18 protein-coding genes are annotated in these 23,589 nt (G+C 54.5%); 8 read left to right on the top strand and 10 right to left on the bottom strand.

The annotated features are described in order from the left end of the window. The first annotated feature begins 140 nt into the window (after positions 1-140). Complete coding sequence (locus H7846_RS07335; protein ID WP_186695815.1) at positions 141-2,333, top strand: DUF4139 domain-containing protein; 2,193 nt, start codon at positions 141-143, stop codon at positions 2,331-2,333. Between the two features lie 48 nt (positions 2,334-2,381). Further along, complete coding sequence (locus H7846_RS07330) at positions 2,382-2,951, top strand: RbsD/FucU domain-containing protein (protein WP_186695814.1); 570 nt, start codon at positions 2,382-2,384, stop codon at positions 2,949-2,951. Positions 2,952-3,416: 465 nt separating this feature from the next. Here H7846_RS07330 and H7846_RS07325 read toward each other — a convergent pair whose 3' ends face one another. From H7846_RS07325 to H7846_RS07310, 4 genes are all read right to left on the bottom strand, one after another. Beyond that, positions 3,417-4,568, bottom strand: coding sequence for a trans-sulfuration enzyme family protein (locus tag H7846_RS07325; RefSeq protein WP_186695813.1), 1,152 nt, complete (start codon positions 4,566-4,568; stop codon positions 3,417-3,419). Between the two features lie 91 nt (positions 4,569-4,659). Beyond that, a complete protein-coding gene (cysK, locus tag H7846_RS07320; protein ID WP_186695812.1) occupies positions 4,660-5,577 on the bottom strand; it encodes a cysteine synthase A in 918 nt (305 codons plus the stop codon). A gap of 2 nt (positions 5,578-5,579) precedes the next feature. Next, positions 5,580-6,746 carry a VWA domain-containing protein gene (locus H7846_RS07315; protein ID WP_255460914.1) on the bottom strand — a complete coding sequence of 389 codons (1,167 nt, stop codon included), beginning with the start codon at positions 6,744-6,746 and terminating at the stop codon, positions 5,580-5,582. Then, complete coding sequence (locus H7846_RS07310; RefSeq protein ID WP_255460913.1) at positions 6,730-7,824, bottom strand: VWA domain-containing protein; 1,095 nt, start codon at positions 7,822-7,824, stop codon at positions 6,730-6,732. The genes H7846_RS07315 and H7846_RS07310 overlap by 17 nt, the downstream gene beginning before the upstream one ends. A gap of 274 nt (positions 7,825-8,098) precedes the next feature. Between H7846_RS07310 and H7846_RS07305 the strand changes: the two genes are divergently transcribed. The 5 genes from H7846_RS07305 (at position 8,099) to H7846_RS07285 (ending at position 12,247) form a co-directional block, all read left to right on the top strand. Next, positions 8,099-9,454 (top strand): DUF1015 domain-containing protein, encoded by a 1,356-nt coding sequence (locus tag H7846_RS07305; RefSeq protein WP_186695811.1) that lies wholly within the window; start codon positions 8,099-8,101, stop codon positions 9,452-9,454. Positions 9,455-9,557: 103 nt separating this feature from the next. Continuing rightward, complete coding sequence (locus H7846_RS07300; protein ID WP_186695810.1) at positions 9,558-10,367, top strand: N-acetylmuramoyl-L-alanine amidase; 810 nt, start codon at positions 9,558-9,560, stop codon at positions 10,365-10,367. Next, positions 10,364-10,993, top strand: coding sequence for a GerMN domain-containing protein (locus H7846_RS07295; protein ID WP_186695809.1), 630 nt, complete (start codon positions 10,364-10,366; stop codon positions 10,991-10,993). Before H7846_RS07300 ends, H7846_RS07295 begins: the two co-directional genes overlap by 4 nt. Beyond that, a complete protein-coding gene (gene murI / locus H7846_RS07290) occupies positions 10,990-11,823 on the top strand; it encodes a glutamate racemase (RefSeq protein ID WP_186695808.1) in 834 nt (277 codons plus the stop codon). Before H7846_RS07295 ends, murI begins: the two co-directional genes overlap by 4 nt. 43 nt (positions 11,824-11,866) lie before the next feature. Beyond that, positions 11,867-12,247, top strand: a complete 381-nt coding sequence (locus tag H7846_RS07285) for an EVE domain-containing protein (protein ID WP_186695807.1) — start codon at positions 11,867-11,869, stop codon at positions 12,245-12,247. Here the strand turns inward: H7846_RS07285 and H7846_RS07280 are convergent. Further along, positions 12,234-13,082, bottom strand: coding sequence for a prephenate dehydratase (locus tag H7846_RS07280; RefSeq protein WP_186695806.1), 849 nt, complete (start codon positions 13,080-13,082; stop codon positions 12,234-12,236). The two genes, H7846_RS07285 and H7846_RS07280, sit on opposite strands and share 14 nt — an antisense overlap. Before the next feature lie 143 nt (positions 13,083-13,225). Here H7846_RS07280 and H7846_RS07275 point away from each other — a divergent pair, with 143 nt between their 5' ends. Next, positions 13,226-13,375, top strand: a complete 150-nt coding sequence (locus H7846_RS07275) for a lmo0937 family membrane protein (protein WP_130418194.1) — start codon at positions 13,226-13,228, stop codon at positions 13,373-13,375. A 50-nt stretch (positions 13,376-13,425) separates the two neighbouring features. On the opposite strand, the gene H7846_RS07270 is transcribed toward H7846_RS07275, so the two are convergent. The 5 genes from H7846_RS07270 to H7846_RS07250 form a co-directional block, all read right to left on the bottom strand. Continuing rightward, positions 13,426-14,289 carry a UbiA-like polyprenyltransferase gene (locus H7846_RS07270; RefSeq protein ID WP_186695805.1) on the bottom strand — a complete coding sequence of 288 codons (864 nt, stop codon included), beginning with the start codon at positions 14,287-14,289 and terminating at the stop codon, positions 13,426-13,428. Positions 14,290-14,363: 74 nt separating this feature from the next. Then, complete coding sequence (locus H7846_RS07265) at positions 14,364-15,137, bottom strand: BON domain-containing protein (RefSeq protein WP_186695804.1); 774 nt, start codon at positions 15,135-15,137, stop codon at positions 14,364-14,366. 50 nt (positions 15,138-15,187) lie between these two features. Beyond that, positions 15,188-19,561 (bottom strand): translocation/assembly module TamB domain-containing protein, encoded by a 4,374-nt coding sequence (locus H7846_RS07260; RefSeq protein ID WP_255460912.1) that lies wholly within the window; start codon positions 19,559-19,561, stop codon positions 15,188-15,190. Further along, entirely contained in the window at positions 19,558-20,325 is a 768-nt protein-coding gene (locus tag H7846_RS07255; protein WP_186695803.1) for a SurA N-terminal domain-containing protein, read from the bottom strand. The genes H7846_RS07260 and H7846_RS07255 overlap by 4 nt, the downstream gene beginning before the upstream one ends. Next, positions 20,326-23,544 (bottom strand): POTRA domain-containing protein, encoded by a 3,219-nt coding sequence (locus tag H7846_RS07250; RefSeq protein WP_255460911.1) that lies wholly within the window; start codon positions 23,542-23,544, stop codon positions 20,326-20,328. Between the last annotated feature and the right edge of the window lie 45 nt (positions 23,545-23,589).

Genomic DNA, 23,589 nt, shown 5'->3' with positions numbered 1-23,589 from the left:
GAAAGCATCCCAGCGCGGCCTCTGCAACGATCAAATATCCTCTTCCGTTTAAAACTTTTCTTCACTCTCAATGGGAACCTTTCTCTGTTCGTCGGAGTCTACAGACCCAGCAACAAACTTAGCCGGACGAAAGGTTTACCTTGCGCTCCCTCACTGCATCTGCCCTGTTTGTCTCCGCCCTCACCCTTACCGCTCAGACCGCAAAGACACCGTCCGCAGTCATTAAGTCCGCAGCCTCAAAACCTCCCTCCTCCGAGAAGTCCAACGCTCTCCCCGTCACCCGCATCGCCCTTTACAAAAATGGAGTCGGCTTCTTCGAACACTCTGGCTCTGTCACTGGCAACCAGACCGTTACTATCGACTTCACCACCGCACAGCTCAACGACGTCCTCCAGTCCCTCACCGCAATCGACCTCAACGGAGGACGTATCACCGGCGCAGGCTACAACTCCGCCACACCACTCGGCCAGCAGCTCAAGTCCCTTCCTCTCGCCCTCTCCGAAGACCCTTCCGCCACAGACCTCTACTCCGCCATCCGTGGCGCTCACGTCGAAGTCGCCGGTTCCGGTTCTGCCTTCTCTGGACGCATCCTCAATATCGAAATTCGCTCTGTCCCAGGTCCAACCGAAAACTCCCCTGCCGCTGAAAAGCGCTTCCTCACCGTTATCTCCGACTCCGGCGCCATTCGCTCCCTTGAGCTCACTCCCTCCACTCAGGTCCGCCTCCTCGACTCATCCCTCCACAGCGACCTCTCCCGCTATCTCGAACTCATCGCCGCCAACCGCTCCGAAGGACTCCGCCACCTCTCCCTGCGCGACAACGGCACTGGTACCCGCCAGCTTCGTGTCTCCTACATCTCCGAAGTTCCCATCTGGAAGTCAACCTACCGTATCCTCCTCACGGACTCGCCCTCTGGCACCACGCCTTCCACTGCCACACTCCAGGGCTGGGCCGTCGTCGATAACACCGTCGGCACCGATTGGAACAACGTGCAGCTCTCCCTAATCGCCGGCTCTCCACAGAGCTTTATTCAACCTCTCTCCCAACCCATCTACTCTCGCCGTCCCGATATTCCCATCGCACAAGATGCCCAACTCACTCCTCAAACCCATGAGAGCAGTATCGAATCCGCAAAGGCCGCACCTCAGATGGCAGGCGTAGCTGGAATGTCCGGCATGGGCGCAGGTTCAGGAGTTGGCAGCGGCAACGGGTTTGCGCTCAAATCCCGGAATCCGCAACGCATCAGCAGCGGAGTCATGGGAGGCATCGGCAATACCAATGAAACCGTCGCCGTGGCAGCAGAGCCAATGGTCGCCTACGAGTCCGCCGCAGCCGACTCCATCACTCCCAACACCACCACCTCTGCCTATGACGACTACTTCGAGTACAAACTCTCCGATCCTGTCACCATTCGCAAAAACGAGTCCGCACTCGTTCCCATCCTCCAGTCCAAACTTCCCGTCGAGCGCGTGTCTCTCTGGTCTCCCACACAACCGCGCCCACTCCGCGCGCTCTGGATCACCAACTCCAGCAACCTCACCCTCGACCGAGGCTCCTTCTCCATCGTCGAAAACGGAAACTTCGGAGGCGAAGGTCTCCTCGACCCCATCCATCCCTCGGAGCGTCGCCTCCTCTCCTACGCCGCCGACCAAGCCATCCGCGTCACCACCGACTATTCCCACGACACACAACGCATTCTCTCCTTCTCCATCGTTAAAGGAGTCCTCCGCCAGCAGACTAGCGAGGTCTCCGAAGTCGAATACATTGTTCACAACTCCGCTCCCGATCCACGCACCGTCATCGTCGAGCAGCCCAAACGCTCAGGTTGGAAACTCGACTCTGATCCTCAGCCCGCCGAAACCACGCCAGACGCCTATCGCTTCCGCGTCGCCACCGCCGCCGGAGAATCTGTCCGTCTTCACATCGGTCAACGCCGCGACTTCGAGTTGCATTTCCGTCTCGTCAACACCACCGACGAGCAACTCACCCTTATCCTTCGCAACGCCAACCCCACCGTCCTTCAGCAACTCGAACCCGTCTTCGCTGCAAAACGCGCCCTCGCTTCTCTCGACAATCAAATCAAGGCTCGCCAGGCCGATATCAATCAGATCACTGAAGACCAGAAACGCATTCGCGAAAATCTCTCCACGCTCAAAGGTTCCTCTGAAGAACGCTCCCTCGCCAAACGCTATACCGACGAGCTCAATCAACAGGAAGACAAACTAGCCGCTCTGCGAAAGGAGCTCGATACCCTTCATCAGCAACGCGATGCTGCGCAACAAGACCTCGATAACAAAATCGAATCCCTCAACATCGGACAAATCCGAAGCTAAGTTCTCCGGGCTCTTACGAGTATGCGACCATAGGGCCGGAGAGTTTTCATGCGAAGAATCAACGTTCTTGCAACACTCTTACTCATCGCGACAGCATCTTTCACTCCAGCGTGTTCCGCGCAGGCTGCCTCTACCAGCTGGCAGAGCAAACTCAAACAACAACTGCCGCTGCTGGGCCATCGCAATTGGATTTTGATCGTCGACTCAGCCTATCCTCTGCAGGTCTCTCCAGGAATCGAGACGATTGAGACGGGCACCGATCAACTCGCTGTGACCAGTGCCGTGCTCAATGCGATCGACCATTCCATTCACGTCGCCCCTGACGTCTATCTGGATGCTGAGCTTCCATTTGTCCCTTCGCAGAACTTCGCAAAGATAAACAGCTACCGCGAAGATCTCAAAAAAACACTGCATGGCCGTTCCATCCAGTCGCTTCCGCACGAGCAGATTCTGGGCATGATCAGCGAAGCAGGCAAGACCTACAAAGTGTTGGTCCTCAAGACCAACATGGCGATGCCTTATACCTCGGTCTTTCTACGACTGGACTGCAAGTACTGGGGCGATAAAGACGAGCAGACGTTGCGTCAGGCGATGAAGGCTGGCAGCTCAAAGCGATAAACGAAGACAAAAGGTCGCCCTTTCGAAATCTTCACTCGAAGTAACAATCTCCCAGAGTGAGGATTTTCAGAAAGAAGCCATCATGCGAACCTGTCAAGCCCTGCTCTTATAGAAAATCGCTACAAGTCACACATAAAACAAGACTTCCATTCTGAAAGCAAAGTGCAGATTCACTCCCTTCAGCTTGCTAAACTAATTTCAGAAGAGTTGAAAAAGCCCCGGCAAAGCCGGGGCTTTCTATCGGTAAATCTTTTGTTTTCTATATTTTGACATCTAAACCATTCAAATTCAATATTTTACGAATCAAGTTCGCCATCAACCGACTTGAAATCAATACTTTGCGCAAAACAAGATGAGGGGGGGTGGTTCCGCAACATGGTGTTTCCCGGAAAGTGTCATCCCTGAGCGAGGGCAGCGTAGCTGCCGCAGCCGAAGAGCCTGCCCTGAAAGGGACCTGCATTGGATCTACGCTAAGGCCTGATCCAGGTCCGCGATGATGTCGTCCACATCCTCGATCCCGACGGAGATTCGCATCAGTCCATCAGTAATTCCGAGCTTCGCCCGTCCCTCGGCTCCAACCGCTGCGTGAGTCATCGTCGCGGGATGGCAAATCAACGTCTCCACTCCCCCGAGCGATTCCGCAAGGTAGCCAAGCTTCAGTCGTCGGGCAAACTCATTGGCCCGATCAAAGGAACCCAGCTCAATCGAGATCATCGACCCAAAGCCGCTCTGCTGCTGTTTGGCCAGTTCATGCTGGGGATGGTCTTTCAACCCCGGATAAAAGACCTTCTTCACCGCCTTATGTCCGGCCAGAAACTCCGCCACCGCGCGACCGTTTTCATCGTGCTGCTTCATTCGAACCGCAAGCGTCTTCACGCCACGCAGCAGCAAATAACTCTCGAACGGCGACAGTATCCCACCGGTGCACTTCTGCACATACCGGAAGCGCTCTGCCTGCTCGTCAGTCGTGCAGACCAAAACGCCACCCAATCCGTCGGAGTGGCCATTCAGAAATTTCGTCGTCGAATGCATCACAATATCTGCGCCCAGTTCAATCGGGCTCTGCAGATAAGGCGAGAGAAAGGTGTTGTCCACGCTCAGCTCCACACCCTTCGCATGACAGATATCAGCGACGGCACGGATGTCTGTAATCGCCATCATCGGATTCGTCGGCGTTTCGATGTGCACCAGCTTTGTCTCGGGACGAATTGCCTTCGCCACATCTTCCGCAACACTTGTGTCGACGTAGGTGAACGTGAGGCCATAATTCGACAGCACCTTGTCGAAAACTCGTTGTGTACCTCCGTACACGTTGTCCGAGCAGACGACATGATCGCCTGTCTTCATCATCGTCAGCATCGCTGTAATCGCTGCCATCCCTGAAGCGAAGACATGCGCACTCTTACCACCTTCGAGCGACCGGAGGCTTTCCTCCAAGGCATCGCGCGTGGGATTCGTCAGCCGGGCATATTCATGTCCTTTGTTCTTCCCGATCGCCTCCTGCTGGTAGGTCGAGGTCAGGTAAATGGGAACATTTACCGCACCGGTCAACTCATCCGGTTCTTGTCCGTCATGAATCGCCCGTGTCGCAAAACCTAACTTCTTAGCCTCAACCATGTTTGCCTCTCAATATCGTGTTCAAAAAAGTGTCATCCTGAGCGAGTGCAGCGAGTCGAAGGATCTGCGGTTCGCTCAGGCTCACCACGACCTAACCGTTGAAAATCCCCTTCGAAAGATACCGTTCCGCCGAATCGGGAATCACCGTAACGACCCGTCTGCCTTTGCCAAGTTCAGCCGCCACTTCTACAGCAGCGCAGACCATCGCGCCAGCGCTGGAACCAGCAAAGACGCCTGTTTCCGCCGCTAACCGTTTCACCATCTCGAATGCCTGGGGGTCCATGATGCGAATCACACGATCGCAAACGCTGCGATCGAACGTGGCTGGAATAAACGAGACGCCGATCCCTTCCACCTTGTGCTTGTCCGGCTCACCACCCTGCAGAACGCTTCCCTGCGGCTCGACTGCGATACAGAGAATGTCATCGCGCTTCTTCTTCAGAAAGCGCGAAACGCCCGTGAACGTCCCCGCTGAGCCAACGCCCGAGATCCAGGCATCCACGCTGCCCTGCATCTGCTCCCAGATCTCGACGGCGGTTGTCTGTTCATGAAAGTCAGGATTGGCCGGATTCTCAAACTGCAACGCCGCAAATGCGCCTTCGGTCTCGCGCTCGAACTCCAGCGCCCGACGAATTGCTCCCGCCATGCCTTCAGCATCAGGAGTCCGGATTACCGTTGCTCCCAAAGCGCGCATCAGGATGCACTTCTCTTCAGCGAACTGCTCGGGAACGTAAAGCACGACCTTGTATCCGCGGTTGACTCCGATCAGCGCCAAGCCGACGCCGGTATTTCCCGCCGTCGCCTCGACGATGGTCGATCCTGACTGGAGCACACCTCGTCGTTCGGCATCCAGCACAATCCCCAGCGCAGCGCGGTCCTTAATGCTTCCGCCAGGGTTCAAATACTCCAGCTTGGCCCAAATCTCCGCTCCGCCTTCTGGTTCCAGCGCTGCCAGACGTACGATGGGAGTCTGGCCAACAAGCTCAATGATCGTCTCTGCTCTTCTCATCCTCAGGGCCGTGTCGCCGTATCGTTTCCTTTGGCGTTGGACGCCGCCTCACCCGAGGCAGAAGCACCGGCGGCAATTCGCGGATAATATCCGGTTCTTGTCCGCACCGACAACTTGCCCATGCCTTTCGTCTTCGCGTCGACGCGAATCTGGCGGTACCCCCCCAGCGCCGGCGACTTCGTGGAGTGATAGGCGATGGTGTACTGCGTGCGGATGTCCTGCGCCACCTCAGCCGCAATCGGGTCCACGTCCTTCAGAGAACGCGGAAAGTAGGCCACTCCTCCGGTCTGCTCGCTGAGAGTCTCCAGGACGCGGCGGGCGTGACGCGCTTCACGCTTGTCGGTATCCTGGCCAAAAAGCAGACCGATCGAATAAATCACTGGGCCATCCAGGTCCTGAATCCTGCGAATCGCCTGCTCCAGAGAGGCTGTCGAAGCATTATCTTCGCCGTCTGTAACAAGCAGCAGAACCTGCTTGGGATGCTTTGCGTTCTTCGTCAGGTAATCGGCCGAAGCAACCAGAGCATCGTAAATGGCAGTTCCTCCACTCGATTTGATGTAGTTCAACCCCTGTCGCAGCTTGTCGATATCATTCGTGAAGTCCTGGTCAATGAATGCCTCCCAGGAGAAATCCACCACAAAGGCTTCGTCATCCTTGTTCGAAAGCTTGATCAGGTTCAGTGCGGTCTGTTCGACGGCTGCGCGTTTGTCGTACATCGAACCCGAGCTGTCGATCAGGATTCCAATGGAAACTGGAAGATCTTCGTGTCGAAACGATGCAATAGTCTGCGGAACGCCATCCTCGAAGACCTTGAAATCGTCTTTCCCCAAGGTGAGGATCGACTTGCCGCTGGAATCGAGCACGGTTGCATTAAGGCGCACCTCATAGGCATCGGTGCGGAGGGTGTATTTGCCGCCAGCTCCTCGCTGGATCTGGCCTTCGGGAGCTTCTGTCCGACCGTCCTCATTTGCAGACGCGACCGGGGTATCCGGATCGGGGGAAGCGATAGGATCGCGATCGACCGTCAGGGAAGGTTGCGACGACTGCTGCACTGTTCCTGTTGTCGATGGAGGGGTTTTCGCCTGCCCCCACGCATTTGCTGTGCAGGGAACAACCAGCATTACTGCTACAACGGCTCCCCACAGCAGAGCTTTACTCCGAAGGTGCATAGTACCCCTGGCGATTATGGACCGTCAGCGGAGGTAACCCCGGTGGCGGAACCAGTCTTATCTTCAATTTACGCCAGTTGCCATCTTTCTTCATATCCGATGGCCTGTAACCAATCACATACTCGTTCCGCAATTCTGCGCTAATGCGAGTAGCGATATCGCTGAGGTCGGCAATATCTCCCACGCGGAACATCCGCCCGCCGGTCATCTCGCAGATATCGCTCAACAAAATCGGGCCAAGCTGCTCTTCCTGAGTGGGAGCATATTGATCGAAGATGCCGATGGAGTAGATTTGCACGTCGCTTTCGCGGACTGCGCGACGCAGCTCGCCTTCGGTATAACGGCTGCGATTATCGCCTCCATCGGAGATGATCAGCAGGGCCTTGCGCTCATATTTGGCATCGCGCAGCTTCATCATGCCGAGATAGGTCGCATCGATCAGCGCTGTTCGGTTCTCGGGCTTCAGCATTACCATGCGCGCCTCAATGTCATCGACATCCGAAGTGTAGTCGACGATAACAGCCGGCCGGTCGTTGAAGCCGACGACGAAGAATTCATCCTGTGGGTTGGAGGTTCGCAGAAACTCGCTGAGCGCTTTACGGGCGCGATTGAATTTGGAACTCATACTTCCGCTCAGGTCGAAGACGATTCCGATCGTCACCGGCGCATCTTCGGTCGAAAAGCTCTTGATCGACTGCCCGACATTGTTATCGTAGATCTCGAAGTTTTCTTTCTCCAGGCCAGTTACCAGACGATTTAGCGGATCGGTAACGGTTGCAGGCACCAGAACGAGGTTAACATCGACCCGGATCCGGGCATCCCGTCGGGAAGTCGCATTCGCGGCAACATTATTTGCGCCTTCGACAACCGGCTTTAAATCCTCCGGGGACTTCGGCGCAGGAGGGGGAGGCTGGGTATTGACCTCGCCCAAAGGATTCTCCTGGGCGCAGGCAGAGATTCCGGCATAGACCGGTAGCAAGGCAAATAGAAGGAGGGTTATGATTCGAAACGGCCTCTGGAGCCATCCAAAAGCCGTCCCTGATCTCCGCCCTAATCCGAAATTCATCGTCTTCCGCATGGCCTGGTCATCTCCGCGACCTGTCTGGTTCCGGCCCGATCCTGCTTTGCTCGATCTGCCGGAGATTGCATCTCACCAGGCGGTCATTTCGACTCCGTCCGCAGAATATACACCGAATCCGGCCGATGTGCTCCTACTTCCTTATAGACGCCTTTCCATGCCTGTTTGTCATGCCTTTGCAGACAGATGATCATTTGAAGCCGACGGGTTGCGGGCACGCCCCGTACAATCGAAATATACGAACTCACACCTGAGGGAGAACCTAACAGACCGCATGGCCCGCATTTACCCCTTCCGCGCCCTTCGCTACGACCCCGCCCGCGTCAACATGGAAGACGTCGTCACCCAGCCATATGACAAGATTTCTCCGGCCATGCAGGACCGTTACTACGAGACGAGCCCCTATAACCTGATCCGCGTGATCCTGGGCAAACATCTGGCCGGCGACAACGACCAGGAGAACGTCTATACCCGCGCTGCCGAAACCCTGAAGGACTGGCGTAAAGAGGGCATTCTCAAGGAAGAGGCCGAGCCTGCACTTTACGGTTACTCGCAGACCTATACGGTTCCACATACCAACGAGGTTCGGGAGCGGCGAGGCTTTATTGCCCTTGGCCACCTCTACGACTATGCCGACAAAGTTGTTTACCGCCACGAGCAGACCTTTCCGAAGCATAAGAGCGATCGCATGAGCCTGTTCAAAGCGACGCGCACCTACTGCGAACAAATTTATATGCTCTACTCCGACCCGGCCTTTACGGCGGAAAAGCTGATCTTCGGCGTCGAGGGTCCGGATGGGAAGGACGAGAACCCAGCCGATCTGGCAATCACCGATGAGTACGGGGTTGTGCATCGCGTATGGAAGCTGACCGATCCGGCTCTGATCAACCTTCTTGTTACGGCCATAGCGGACAAAAAACTGATCATCGCCGATGGACACCACCGCTACGAAACCTCAGTCGCCTATGCCAAGGAACGCTCGGCACAGTTGAAGCTACCCTTGAACCAACCTCTCGACGAGGACGAAAAGCTCTCTCCCGGAAATCTGCCTGCTCCTCCGTTTCCCGAGGCGGCGATGATGATGACCTTCGTCAACATGGACGCTCCGGGAATCACGATTCTGCCGACCCACCGCGTTGTTCATGGGCTGGAGAACTTTTCCTCTCCGGACTTTATTACGCGTGCCAGCGCCTACTTCGACATCAAGGAACTAGCCTCCCCCAATCTCTCTGTGCTCTCAAGCACGGACCGAACGGCCTTCATCGCAGTCACGATCGATGGCAGCTATCTCCTCACCGCGAAGACGGACGTCATCGACAAGCTGCTTCAGGACGTACCACAACGCCAGCGACAGCTCGATGTCGTGCAATTGCATCGCGTGGTGCTCGATAAGTTGCTGGGATTGGATCAGGAAACCATTACGCGCCTGGGCAGCGTAAGCTATCTACGCGAGGCCGACGAGGCCGCAAAGATGGTGACCGAGGGAGATGCCAACATCGCCTTCCTGATCAAGCCGATTACGCTGGAACAGTTGAAGGATGTCTCGCTGGCGGGAGATGTGATGCCACAGAAGTCGACCGACTTCTATCCCAAGCTGCTGAGCGGACTAGCAATCTACGCTCTCGATTAAACTTCAGTACGACGAAACAGGCTCAAGGCCCTGCCGAGACAGTATATTTTCGGTAGGGCCTTTGAAACAACTGCCGAACAGGATTGGATAGACTCCCCAAACCGTGACTGAAACTCACACCTCCATCCTCAAAGCCGCGCTTTCTCTTCTGATTGGAGGATTGCACTGCGCGGCCCTTGCGCAGGGAACGCCGCGGCCAGTTCCTGCTCCGGCGACTCCAGGCGTGACGGCGACTCCCCAGCCAGCGCCTCCAAGACCCCTACCGGCCTTTTATCGCAATTTAGTCGTTCTTGATCCGGCCCATGGAGGACCCGATGCAGGAGCGCAACTGGCCAACAGCGCGGTAGAAAAAAACGTAACGCTGACGTTCGCACAACGACTTCGCCCCGCGCTTACAGCCCAAGGGTTTACGGTAGTAATGACTCGAGACTCCGATCCTGCCAATGAAATTCCAACGGACCAACGCGCAGGAATCGCGAACCACGACCGTCCCATTGCGTGCATCGTGATTCATGCAAGTTCCACGGGTACAGGCGTTCATCTGATCTCTTCTTCCCTTCCCGAAGGAAACCCTTCGCTCAATCGGGTGCTTCCCTGGAGTCAGGCACAAGCCGCTGTTCTACCGATGAGCCTGCGCCTGGCGAATGAGGTTGGCCTCGCTCTCGATGCAGCGCATGTCCCCGTGTTGCTTCTTCGTGCGTCAGTTCCCCCGATCGACAATCTGATTTGCCCATCAGTTGCGATTGAGATCGCACCACTGAAATCTTCTGGGAATACAACTGCCCCCACCGATGTGGCCTATCAGCAGCGCATCATCAATGCAATCGCAACCGGACTGGCATCCTTTCGCACGCACAATGCACCGTCTCCCACAGACTCTGGCTCTGGCCCACACGCAGGAGCCACGCAATGATTCCGCGCTATCAACGCATTCTCTTTTGGAGCCTGATCGCGTGCATTCTGCTGATGGGAGCCTTCCTGATGCATGGCTGCCGTGAGGCGCACAAACGGCTCACCGCGCTCAATGACGCAACTCCGATTGCAGCTCCAACAACCGCAGCCACCGGAGAGGTTACGCTTTATATGGCCTCGGATGCGGACGCATCCCTACGATCAATTCGCTCTCAAGTGGCGCTTCCACAGGATCCATCTCTGCGGGCGCGGGTTCTCTTGGAGCATTTACTGACTCAGTATTCCGCAAACGATTCAGCGCATCACTTGCAAAGCGGACCATCTGTCGATGATGTGTTTTTCCTCACAGATTCTGTGAAGGGTCGTTCGAACAAGACGATCCTCATCAACCTACACAGTTCTTTTGCGGACAACCACCCCTCAGGAATTGAGGCAGAAGAACTTACTCTCGACTCGATTCTTGCGACTTTGCACGCCGCATTTCCGGAGTACAACGAGGCGAGATTTTTGGTCGATGGTCAACCACGAGAGACTCTGGCAGGCCATATCAGCCTGAATCGCGCGTATCCACTCAATAACATCGCAACCCATGCGACCGCCCCGAGCGAGGAAGCCACCCAACCATGAAAACGATCGGCGTCTTCGATTCCGGATTTGGCGGACTGACCGTACTGCGCGAGCTTCTGCCGTTGATCCCGGATACCCGTTTCGTCTACCTCGGCGATACAGCGCGGCTCCCCTATGGGTCGAAATCTCACGAGACGATCGCACGTTACGCGATCTCCAGCGCAAAGTTTCTTGCCGATCAAGGAGCCGAACTCCTGGTGATTGCCTGCAATACCGCGACTGCACTGGCGCTTGAGGATATTCGCACCGCGCTTCCCCTCCCTGTAGTGGGTGTGGTCGAACCCGGAGCGCAAGCTGCCCTGGTGGCTGCGGAGAAGAGCCCCCAAGGCATCGCCGGATCTCACGTTCTGGTGCTCGCGACGACCGCAACAACGCAATCTGGAGCCTATAGTCGCACTCTGCATCAGCTTGGACTTCGTGTGACTGAAAAAGCCTGCCCGCTTTTAGTACCGCTCGTTGAGGAGGGCTGGCTCGACCAGCCAGCACATATGGCGGTCACACTTGAGGTGCTACGGCTTTATCTGCTGGAAGCCCTGGAACAGGCTCCGGAGGCTAACATCCTGTTGCTGGGTTGCACCCATTACCCACTGCTGAAACCACTGATCGAAACTACCTTGAAGACGCTGCATCATCCCATGCAAATCATCGATTCGGCAGCAGCAACTGCAAGCGCTGTCGCGGCTAGCATTCCAGGAGCGACACCCATTGCGGAAGGATCGCCGGGATGCGTCTTCTATGCCACCGACTCCATCGAAAAGTTCCAACGGCTTGGTTCCGCATTTCTCAACCAGACATTACCATCTGTGGAACTCGTCGACCTGGGCGGCTGAAGATTTCTTTATAGAAGATACTGCTGCGCGGTAACCTGTCTTCATGCCCTACCTGCTCAAGACCGAACCAAACAAGTATTCCTATGATGATCTCGTCCGCGATGGAGAAACCACCTGGGATGGAATCTCAAATAATCAAGCTCTGCTGACGCTGCGCAATATGAAGAAGGGCGATAAGCTCGTCATCTATCACTCCAATATCGGCAAAGCCGCAGTGGGCACGGCAAAGGTTGTCTCGGTTGATCCGAGTGACCCAAAGAATCCCATCGTCCGCATTGCTCCGGTCAAGAAACTGAAGCGCGAAAAGCCGCTAGCCGAGATCCGGGAATCCTCAATCTTCAAAGGCTCCATCCTCTTCCGTCAGTTCCGCCTCTCGGTGGTGCCAATTACGGAAGAGCAGTACGACTGGCTTACTCTGTCGTAACGGCAGCCGCTCGATAGCGCCCAAGCACTTTAATCATTCTGCAGTGCTCTGTCATCGCCGCAACGGCTACCTCTGCCTTTTCTGGACGATCAAAGCGACCGTCGACATAGAACACATACTCCCAGGGGCTTCCGGGGACTGGCCTGGACTCGATCTTCGTCAGATTGACCCCGGCCCCAGCGAGACGTTCGAGTGCAGCCACAAGCGTACCCGGACGATGATCTATCGCAAAAGCAAGACTCATCTTATCTTCTGGCTGCAGAGGACCAGCCAGCCAGGGATCTTCTCTGCGGCGTATTAGATGGAAACGCGTGAAGTTCTGCGTATGGTCCTCAATGGAGGAGACAAGAATCTCGCCTCCATACTGGGTTGCGGCCAATTCAGGCGCGATTCCTGCAACGTCTCTTAGTCCTTGCTCCATGACATGCTTCACACTGCCCGCCGTATCGTAGAACGGCATCACCTCGAACTCGGGATGCAAAGCGAGAAACTTCCTGCATTGAGAGAGTGCGACCGGATGCGAAATGACTCGACGAATCTCAGTCAGCTTTACTCCAGGAGCTGTAATCAGATTATGTCGAATACGAAGCAGGCTCTCGCGTTCGATGCGCACATCGAGTTCGAGCAGAAGATCATAATGCTCTGCAACCGAGCCGTGAAGGCTGTTTTCAATGGGGAGCACTGCGGCATCAGCTTCGCCGGAGATCACTCGCGCCATCACCTCGGCTGAAACATTGCACGGAACGATGCCAAGATCAGAAATATCGTTGCCCAGCATGGCTAACGTCGCCATGTGGCTGTTAGAACCCAGTTCTCCCTGAATCGCGATCTTCAAACAGCTGCCTCCATTGGACTTCTATTTTATTCGCGGATGGCCAACCCGGTGCTACATGGAAAGCACCTTACAACAGGAACGGCCGCGCAGGCACAACAGGGTTTCATGCGTGGAGCAGATATCCCTATTTTCAGGAGATAACCATGCTTTGGACGATAACGATCATTCTATTTATTCTCTGGATCCTTGGATTAGTAAGCAGTTATACCCTAGGTGGCTGGATCCATATCCTTCTGGTTTTGGCGATTATTGTGCTGATCTTCAATCTGCTGAGCGGTCGCAGAGCTTTATAGTCAGCCTGAGTCCATCCATCTGGAGTGGCCCTTGATTGAGGGCCATTTCTTTATCTGCGGAGAAGGACATCGGTCGCGATAAAGCCGAAGAACACAACCGAGATGATTCCATTCAAGGTAAAAAAAGCTGCATTCATTCTTCGGATATCTTTTGGTGAAACGATCAGGTGTTCATACAGCAAGAGGAGAGCGACCACGCAGATTCCGACCACAGCCACCCTGCCCAGATGAAAAGAATGAACCAGCCCGAATAAAGTCACCAGCATTCCAAGGTGCATGATTCGAGCGATCCAGAATGCGCCTGTAAGGCCGAATGCCTGCGGAACACTATTTAGACCAACGTTGCGATCATGCTCGAAGTCCTGGCAGGCATAAAGGACGTCGAAGCCTCCTACCCATAGCAGAACCGCAAGCGTTAAAAGGATGATTCTCGGATCGAGCGATCCCCTTACTGCAATCCAAGCAGCAGAAGGTGCGATTCCCAGGGCCAATCCCAGGACGAGATGAGACCAACGCGTAACCCTTTTCATATAGCTGTAGCCGAGCACCACCGCCAAGGCCACCGGCGCCAGCAGCAACGTAAGCCGGTTGAGCATCGCAGCGCCGAGAAAGAAGACCGCAGAAGAGATCAGGACGAATCCGGCGACGAACCGCGCACTCAACACTCCGGCTGGAATGGCACGCATCGATGTTCGCGGATTTGCTGCATCCAACCTGGCATCAACCAGACGATTGAAGGCCATGGCAGCAGAACGCGCAGCAACCATGCAGACAATGATCCACCCTAGAACACGAGCCGACGGCCAGGAACCAGCGGCCAGGACAGCACCTGTAAGGGCAAATGGCAGGGCAAAAATTGAGTGCTCCCACTTGATCATCTCAAGCGTGACAGCAGTACTCTTCCACAAACTCATAGAACCATCTTAAAAGAGGATGGTCGCAGAGGGGTATTTTTCTCTGCGACCTGGAGAGAATCGGGGATTTGCGCCTATTTCTCGTTCGTTTCTCCCGCGACCTGGAGGAGATTGACCACCTTGAAGACCCCAGGAACGCCATTGGCCCGGATATTTGCTACATCCTTGTCACTCTGGTTATCTACCATGCCCGACAACGTGACGTTTCCATTGATGACCGTAATACGAATCGGCTTTGCCGGATCAATCGCATACTTGTTAAGCTGCGGCGCTCCATAGACAGCCCGCGCCGTGGCGAGGCGAATCCGGTCATCCATGGATGAAACCGGAGCGACTTCAATGTTATCGACAACATCTTTTACGCCGGGATAGTTCGCTACAAGACTCAACGCGGAGTCCTTATCGGTAGGACCGTAAGCCACTCCCCCCAGAGTGACAATGCCGTTCTGCACGCTGATGGTAAAGGCGTTGAAAGCTGTCGTCCCATAGCCCACACGGTCATAGGTCAACTTTTCTGCCAATTTATTTCTCAACGTCACATCTTCAACGGTCGGACCTGCGACCTCGATAAGATTCTGAACGGCTTTTACATTTTTACGATGATGAGCTTTCTTATCTGCGTCTTCTTTATCGGCGTAAAGACCAACTGTCCCCCGTAGGGTCACAATTCCGCTGTGCACGGTAGCCTGAACATCTTTGAATCTCTTGTTATCCAGTGCCTTGGCAACATCTGCCTGAATCTCGGTGTCCTGCGAATTAGCTGGCTGGGACTGGGCAATGCTTCTGCCTGATCCCGCGATCAACAAAAAAGCAACCAGTATTGCGGCAATATTTTTCGTTCTCTCCATCTACCGCCTCCTAAGCACTACATTCAAAACCTAAGATGCCATCAATGTTTCTATCGATATCGTCTTCTTAACTTATAAACAACGCTGAATACGCCGGATTCATCACGGGTAACCACAATCGACGAGTTATGGGTAAGATCGTACTGGACCTGGATCAGCTGCTGAGCCGACGTATTGACATTGGTGGCAAATACCGCCGTCACTTGCTTGGAAATCTGCTCCTGAATCGTGATTCTTGCCGAAGAATTTCCCAGAGTACCCACGAAAGCGGGGTCAATCTTTACGCTACCGACTCCAAACAGTTTTTGCACACGCGAGCTAACCGTCGCATTCAAGGCTCCGCCCAGCAACGCACTGGTTGTTGGATCAGTCCCCGCAGCCTTCTGCTGTTGCTGATAGATCTGGGCCTCCTCCTGGGTGCGCCCGAGCGCCAGCAATGCAAATACGTCGGCTTCGCTGAGCGGCGGTTCTGAGCGGTAGGTTGGCTTAAGGTTGCTTGCAGTACCGTGCAGTCCTACGGTGACTTCGTAGTTTTCCACCTGTGCCGTTGCATCGATATCAATCGTCGGATCGATTCGCACCGGATTCGTGAAATAGATGTCACCCCTCTGAAGCTGATACTTCGTATTCGCAAAGGTTGCGCTGCCGTCCGTAATCTGAATTCTTCCCAGGATCGAGGGCGCAGCAATGGTCCCGCGAATATTCAGGTCGACCGAACCAGCCAGCTTCGCATAAGAATTTTGAAAGTCGAGCTGGGGAGCGCTCGTCACACGAACATCAAGACGAACCTTGTTTGAGGGTGCATCTGGATCGGGAGGAGCGCTTACGGTACTTCCACTACCAGCAAAGGCGGCGAAGTCCACGTCCTGGCCGACCCCAAAACGAGTGATCAGAATATTGCCGCTAAGCAAAGAACTTGTCGATGTCCCCTGAAGTTTCAGATTGGCATTGGCTGTAGCGCTCAAACCATACAGGCGAACGCGAATCGCATCGCCCGTCGCTGTAAGGTCAGCATAAAATCCGTTCCGGAAGCGCAGGGATCCTCCAATCTTCAGATCACCTCCACCCGTCTTTGCAGTGAGGGATTGCACTTGTAGGCGATCTTCCGCAAAGACCAGCGTTCCGTTCATATCGCTCAGTCCATTCGGGACACCATCGAGCGCCATATTGACATGCTCAAGCTGCACTTTGCCGCTGAGCGAAGGATTATTGACCCGACCGCCGGCTGCCACTGTAAATTGGACCCTTCCGCTGGAGATCACGTCAGGATCGAAGGTATGCAACAGAGCCATACTGACTCCACCATCACCTTTGATGTTAAGTTTGCCTCCCTTCGGATCGGTCGCTCCAAAAAGCTGCGCCGTGCCAGAGAAGTTCATGTCCGTATCCTGGCCGGTAATATGAACCTTCTCCAACGTTGCGGTTCCATCGCGCAGGCTCACGCGAAGAGGCTCGGCAGCCTTCAGGTTTATCCCCTGCAGCTTCATATCGACGTTATCCAACTGAGCCACGCCGCTGAGTGCCTTTGGATTTTTCAACGGACCCTGCACTGTTGCCGTTCCATTGATCGCAGATTGGGCCTTGATGTTTCCCGGTCCAAACAGCGCAAGCGGACGGCTGATATCGAAATTGGCCAGTGAGAGTTTTGCCTGAGTCAGATAATCCCCTGTCAGTTCTGTCTGCCCATCGAAGTTCAACTTCGATCCCGCGAGATTCGAATTTGCAGTGAAGAAGAGCTTTTCCTCAGCGCTATGGGCTTCGACGGTAGCATCTCCTAGTATCTGACCCGCATACGTCATCTTGTCTAACCGAAGATTTGCGCGCAGCCCAGGCTGCGTCATCGAACCATTCGCATCCGCAACCAGAGTCACCCGGCCATCGATGCTTGGCGCGTTCCTGTGAATGGTCTCAAACTTTGACAGCATCAGGTCCTGGCCTTCTACATGACCATAAAAACGCCGGCTCTCAAGGTCATAGCCTCCGTTTCCAGCGACCTGCATCCCATGCAACTTCAGGAGAACATGCGTCGCACTTATCTCCTTGCCCTGCACGGCAAGATCGGCCGACAGCGACTCGTAGGGCTCTCCATAAGCAGCTCCTCCTTTGAGCTGGACCTGGCCGCCGCCGTTCATGTCCGCGATTGTGCCTGTAACATGCACCTTCGCCATGGCCGTCCCACTGATGGGGATGTTTTGTTGCTGCCCAGCGACCTGCAACAGATCCGTGATCTGCGCGTCCGCAATCTGAACCTGGGCATCGATCGCAGATCCTTCATCCCACACATAAGAGACGACGCCCCGAGGAGAAACCTCACGTCGGGGCCGAATCGTTCCGGAAGTATTCAGTACAGCGGTGCCACGATGAATTGTTGAGCTGGCGACTGCGACTCCCATATTGGGTGAGTACTCCGCATCCGCGACCAAGGAATCGATCAGCGCGTCAGTCGTCCCCATAGCGAATTCAAGATCGGACCCTTGAACATGCCCTTTGACATCCAGGTTTCTCACAGCTCCCTGGGCCGTTCCGGTAAAGTGCAGCGCCCCGTGAAGCTTTACGGGGATGGCCGCACTTCCTTTCTTTCCATTTGCCTCCAGCCCCAGCGTAGTAAACAGCTGGTTATATTCCGAAAGATCACGGATCGTTAACTCCACGCGCAAGGCAGTCAACGGATCACCACGATCGACTCCAAGCGTTCCATTGGCCTGTATCGTGGATTGCGGAGTCTGCAGAGATGCCTGCCGTATTAGGACTGTCTCATTTTTTCCGGTGTAATGCGCCAGAATCTGTCCGCTCATCGGGGTATTGGAAGAAACTCCAGCTCTGGCAACTCCTGTGGAAGCGAGCTTCAGCTCTCCATTGACTTCAACGGTATCTGCTACATCTCTCGCAACGCCTCCCCACTCCACCTTTACCGGGCCACTCACGGCAGTATCGAAGCCAAGGTCTCCGTAATGCTCGGCAGTAATGTCCATGATGGTTCTCAATGGAATCCTGTTGAGGGCCGCATCGATATAGGCGTGCGAGTGACTCGTTTCGGAAGCTTTCGACGAGGTCTTTCCATTGGGCTCACCCAGCCAGTTTTCAATCCGCAGATCACCGGTAACCGATCCTCCGCCTGGCAGCTTCGCGACCATTTCCGTCAACGCCAACTCTGACGGAGTCGTCCGTATCTGTGTTCCACCATCTACGCCACGCACTGTGACGTATTCATCCTTATAGCCGACACCTCGCATCTTTGCAGAACCAGCAACCAGAAATGGCGCTGGGCATCCCTGCTCAACCGCAGTCGATTGCGAAGCCGCTTTCTGTTGTGACCGCTTGCGAAGCCGTTGCCAAAACGGCGTTTTCTTTTCTTCCTGCGGAGTCGTTTCTACACAGTTGCGCCCTTCAAGATTCAAATCCAGGAAACCAGCTTTAAGCTCATCAACTCCGGTGAGCACCGCAATCTGATTGACTTCCAGAGAGCCGGTTACCTTTGCTTGCCACTCCGGTTTCGCGAAATGAGTCAGCTTTCCGCTTGCCTGAAGTCGCGACGCCTTTCCGGTCAGAAGATTCAGCTGATTCAGCTCCGCCTCATCACGTCCCAGCTCCGCTTCTACATGTAACGAAGACTGTGCCTCGACCTCATGCTTCAACCGGGTGCGCAGGTCCTTCAGGTCAACCGAGATACCGTACCGGTCGGTATGGGAGAGATAGTGAATCTCTGCATCAAGATCGCGCGCAGCAAAATCAAACGGAATCGCATGATCATTGATGAGGGCTACTCCATCTGCCAGTTCAACCGTCCGTGCTCGTAGATTGAGTAATGTATCGGTTACAGGAGTGTTGCTGGTGCTCGGATGCTTTGGAACAGGCTGGTTGGTGTGTCCATCCTTGTCGACGATCAGGTGAAACTGCGGCCGCTCCACGCGAAGATAGTTCAGCGCTATATGGGATGCTACACCCTGCCCAACCACCCGCGAAAAGAGGTGGATGATCTTAACTCTGACCAAAATTTTGTTGATCGAAAGATACGGGGCTTCCTGTGGACCTTCCAACCCGTGAATTACCAAACCATCCACTTGCACAGCAAGATGCCACAAATCGAAGTGAACTCGCTTCACCTCAACCCGTCCACCAGTTGCATCCCCTAAAGCAGTAACAACCTCTTTCTGTACACGGTGCTCAAAATCTGAGGTGGTGGTGTACCAGGCGAAGATACCGAAAACGACCAGCAGAAGAAGAAAAAGGCTACCAGCAGTCCATAACGTTCCACGAGTAATGCGTGCAGCAATCGACCGCTTCACCTGCTTCAACTTCTGCTCGATCTGCTCTTTTTTCTCTCCCAGCTTTTGTTCAATCTGCTGGCGCTTCTCCTGAAGACGTTCCTCCAGCTTTTCTCGATCATCACCAGGAGAAGGCGGCATCTGCGACTGATCGCTCACGGCGCCACCTCACCCGGTTTCATAATCCATACATTTCCCTGCGCCCTTAACGACTGCAACCAATCTCGCAGCAAGCTTCCGACTCTTTGCTGCAGCAGCACCTCTTCGATACGGCGCGATATCGTCTCAAGCTTTGGCGGAGTCACCTTCTGCTTCGCATACTCGGGAAGCATGTTCTTCTCGTAGTAGTCCTTGATCTCCTCATCGGTGATATGGATGCCGTTGCGGAAGCGGATCTCGATCAACCGCAACAGTTCCATCCGCTTTCTCCAGCGGTCTCGAAATTCCGGTACGGTAAAACCATTCGCGGTTAGATATTTTTGCCATCCTGCATCAGTCTCGCAGTGATATTCGCGGCACGCAGGAATATCCTGCCGCAATGTCTGCAGTTGCCGATTCAGTTCCTCATCTGAAACGCCAATCTGGTCGGCCTCAACCGCAGCCTGCTGGAGAATCAGTGTTCGATCAATCAGTCGTTGAATGGCGCGATCACGCGAAAAATCTGCTGCCGATCCTCGATAAGGTTGAATGTTCTCGAATCTTCGCTCCTCATCCACATCGCTTTCCAGAATCACCGTACCATTCACGATGGCCACAATACCGTCGATCTCGGTCCCAGGTTCGGGCTTCGTCGGCACGCTGGCTCGCGGAGGCGGAAGCGTCGGGCTGGAGATCTGCTGCGATACAGCGCAGGAGGTCGTACTGATGAGAAGTACGAATCCTCTCAACCACCACATCGCCGAACTGTGCACCGGTCGCAGCATTTAGAAGCTCTGTCCAATACTGAAAAAGAAATTGAAGTGATTCCCTTCGCCGACATACGGGGGCTTGCCGTTGTAGTCATTCGTGACCGGATAAATCGGCGGATTCAGGTTGTAGCTGAAATCCAATCGAATAGGACCGACCGGGGTTCGGTAGCGCGCCCCGATACCAACTGCATGAGAGAAGTAATTGAAGTTGCAATGTCCGATCGTACCTGAAACATTGCGACAGATCCCGCGATTCGGTTGACGGAAGTTCAAGAAGCTGGGAAACATATCTTCAGGATTCTGAAATACATTCCCCATATCGTGAAAGAAGACAAAGCTGACACTGTCTCCTACATAAGGAAGCGTTGGAGGGGGCATCCGCAGTTCCAGCGTATTGATGAAGGCTGCTGATCCGCCGACTGGATACCCGGTCTGTAGGTCTCGCGGACCGGCTCCATTAATGCCAAACCCTCGATGCGACGTAGCGCCACCAGCATAGAGTCTCTCCGGCAGAGGTACAGCATTGCAGGTAGGATTTGTCGTTCGCAGATCGCCTAAGCACACCGGATTACCTGCATTAGGATTCGGGCCCGACGTATGTTCGTAGCCAATGCGCGTGTTGCGGGCGAGCGTATAGCGCCGATGAAAGAGCGGATAATACGTGGAATTCGAGCCATCCAGCTTCCAGAAGTCTGTCTGCGAACCAAACTTCGACGACGCGTAGAAACCTTGGAGGGTAGAGTAGGTCCCTTTCGTGGCGTCCAACGGGCTTGGCTGACGGGTATCGTGAAACCACGTGAAGTTCGGGCCGCCAACACGAACGGGTTGAGAGAGCAGAGGTATCAGGTCCGATGAAATTCGCAGGCTATTGGGGTCCACCTTGACGCGACGATAAAGAAATTCATAGATAAAGGTGTCCGTACGCTTCCATTTTTCCGTGACGCGAAAACTGCCTTGCAATGTCGACGAGGCAAACGTCGTGATGTTCTGAATATTGGTATAGCCGCCTGCAAGCGAAGTGGAGAAGTTCTTCGACCCGAAAGAGTTTGGATTCTGGTAAGTAAGAACGGCAATCTGCTCTAGTAATCCATAGGTGCTGCGAAGAGTAATGGAATCCTGCGTTCCGCGAAGATTAATTCGCGCAACGTCGAGCGATACGCGAGGACTAACCCCGGTTCTGCCCTCCGGGGAATAGGCCCCCGGATTTCCTGAGTTTGTCTGTGTCGTTCCTCCAGGATTTCCTGTCTGCGCCTCGAAGCCCACACCGTATGTAACATTCCAGCGTTTGGCTTCCGTCGCCTGAACAAGGACATTCTTGCGCGGAGCATCCCCCTTGGGGTTCTGCACTGCCGTCACCACTTCATTAAAAAGAGCGAGATTGTAAAGATTGCGTTGCGTCTCCAGCAACGCTGTCTGGTCCAAAGGGTCGCCGGGATGCACCAGAATCTGGCTCTCTGCCACCTTGGTTCTTGTAAAGTGCAGGCCAGAGAGCAGTACCCGATTTACGAATACCTGTTGCCCTTCATCGACCAGCAGAGAAACATCCTTCCGCGTAGGATCATCTCCCTTGGGAAGCTGTAGATCTACACGGGCCTTATCGAAGCCATGGCTTAGGTAATACGTCAGTACAGTATCGCGATCGCCCGCCAGAGTAACCAGGGAAAACGGCTGCCCTTCCTGCGTATTCATCAGGGCCTTCACATCTGCGAGCCGGCCAGGATCAACGCCGACGATATTGATCGTCCCAAATTTTTTCTGAGGGCCTTCCACGATGTTGTACACAACCGAGATCCGACCCTCTTTTTTCTTCGATGGATCTTTCCCTTCATCTGTATCTTTCACATCGGTCGTGATCTGCGCCTGATCGAATCCATTTGCTCGATAAAGCGTCTGGATTACGCTCACATCGCCGGCCACCAGGCCAGGACTATATCGTCCGCTGCGCTGATAGGCATCGGCCTTCTTCACGCGCATCCGTTCGCGAAGAATGTCATCGGAGAAGTAGTGGTTCCCCTTCAATTCAACGGTCACGACCTTGTGCTTGATCCCGCGGTCCACGGTGAATACTACCCGCTCCGCAGAGGTCTTCTCACCGAGAACCTTCACATCGACCGTGGCATCAAAGTAGCCCTGCTGCTGCACAAAGTCGCGGATATTATGCATCCCCTCGTTCAGCAGATCATTGTCGATCGTCCCCTCCTCAAAGATTGGAACGAGCAAGTGCAGACGGCTTCTTGAGACCTTTATGCCCTCCACCAGCACCTTAACCTCAGGCCCCTGGTTCACCTGAAAGTCATAGTCCACCTGTTTTCTCTGCGGATCATAGGCCTGCTTCAAAAGGCTGACCGTAGCTTCAAGGCGGTCCCGTTTCTGATATTGCGAACGAAGCCGCGTAAGGGCATTGCTGACCGTATCGCGAGTAACCTTACTGCCCTGTTTCAGCTTTCCTTTTTTTCGAAACTCCTCCAGGGACATCCCCAGCTCTAGGCTCTCTGTCTTTACATTGCCAATCCGGGCCTGTGGGCCAATATTGACGTCATACTCGACGTTAATCTGGCTATTTGGCTGATCGATCGTCGTTCCGGCATAAACCTTTGGTTCGTAATATCCATTGGATTTCAATACATCGCGAATTCCGTCTGTTCCTGTAGATACCGAGGTGTCGGTATATGCCGTCCCAGGACTCAACTTCGTTGCATATTCCAGCAATGAACTCAGGCGATCGTTCTTCACGCCAGAAATCGTCACTCGCCCAACGTAATACCGCGGGACACCGTCAAAGATGAGCGCCATTCCGCCCCCTTCCTTGACAGCACGAACCGTAAGATCCCGATAACGTCCGCTGTTAAAGAGTTTTCGAGTACTTTCTCGAACCTTCTCCGGATCTAACGGTTCTCCTGCATGCTGAGGGAGCTCTCGCGGAAGAGTATCACTCGGTTCAAACGTTACCCCATTGAACTCAATCTTCTGAACAAGCAGCCCTTTCCATTCCCATACAGAAGTTGAAAGCCCTGGTCCGGCTGAAACAAGCGGAGCCTGGTCATTCTGCTGCTGAGAGGTCTGCGTATCAGCAGCCTGCGGCGTCTCAGGTGAGAGCGTTGGTTCTCCTCTGCCCGGCACGGGCGGATTCTCTGCAGACGTCAACGGAGCAGGAGTCGATGTCGTATCAGGCGTCTGTGCCATGCAATACGAGACCAGGGCCATCCAAAGCAAGCTCACGAATGCACGCTTCAACGTTCCTCCGCTACTCCTTGCCGGAATTCGACCTCTTCCCTGCTG

Origin of the sequence: Edaphobacter sp. 4G125 (genome assembly GCF_014274685.1) — a bacterium.
Lineage (GTDB): Bacteria > Acidobacteriota > Terriglobia > Terriglobales > Acidobacteriaceae > Edaphobacter.
This window is presented reverse-complemented; position numbering and strand designations above follow the sequence as displayed.

Bases quoted from the DNA above. Each gene is read 5' to 3' on its own strand.
- H7846_RS07330 (WP_186695814.1), top strand. From the start codon at position 2,382: ATGCGAAGAATCAACGTTCTTGCAACACTCTTACTCATCGCGACAGCA.
- H7846_RS07285 (WP_186695807.1), top strand. From the start codon at position 11,867: ATGCCCTACCTGCTCAAGACCGAACCAAACAAGTATTCCTATGATGAT.
- H7846_RS07270 (WP_186695805.1), bottom strand. From the start codon at position 14,289: ATGAGTTTGTGGAAGAGTACTGCTGTCACGCTTGAGATGATCAAGTGG.
- H7846_RS07310 (WP_255460913.1), bottom strand. From the start codon at position 7,824: ATGCGGAAGACGATGAATTTCGGATTAGGGCGGAGATCAGGGACGGCT.
- H7846_RS07315 (WP_255460914.1), bottom strand. From the start codon at position 6,746: ATGCACCTTCGGAGTAAAGCTCTGCTGTGGGGAGCCGTTGTAGCAGTA.
- H7846_RS07265 (WP_186695804.1), bottom strand. From the start codon at position 15,137: ATGGAGAGAACGAAAAATATTGCCGCAATACTGGTTGCTTTTTTGTTG.
- H7846_RS07255 (WP_186695803.1), bottom strand. From the start codon at position 20,325: ATGCTGCGACCGGTGCACAGTTCGGCGATGTGGTGGTTGAGAGGATTC.
- cysK (WP_186695812.1), bottom strand. From the start codon at position 5,577: ATGAGAAGAGCAGAGACGATCATTGAGCTTGTTGGCCAGACTCCCATC.
- H7846_RS07305 (WP_186695811.1), top strand. From the start codon at position 8,099: ATGGCCCGCATTTACCCCTTCCGCGCCCTTCGCTACGACCCCGCCCGC.
- H7846_RS07325 (WP_186695813.1), bottom strand. From the start codon at position 4,568: ATGGTTGAGGCTAAGAAGTTAGGTTTTGCGACACGGGCGATTCATGAC.
- murI (WP_186695808.1), top strand. From the start codon at position 10,990: ATGAAAACGATCGGCGTCTTCGATTCCGGATTTGGCGGACTGACCGTA.
- H7846_RS07295 (WP_186695809.1), top strand. From the start codon at position 10,364: ATGATTCCGCGCTATCAACGCATTCTCTTTTGGAGCCTGATCGCGTGC.
- H7846_RS07275 (WP_130418194.1), top strand. From the start codon at position 13,226: ATGCTTTGGACGATAACGATCATTCTATTTATTCTCTGGATCCTTGGA.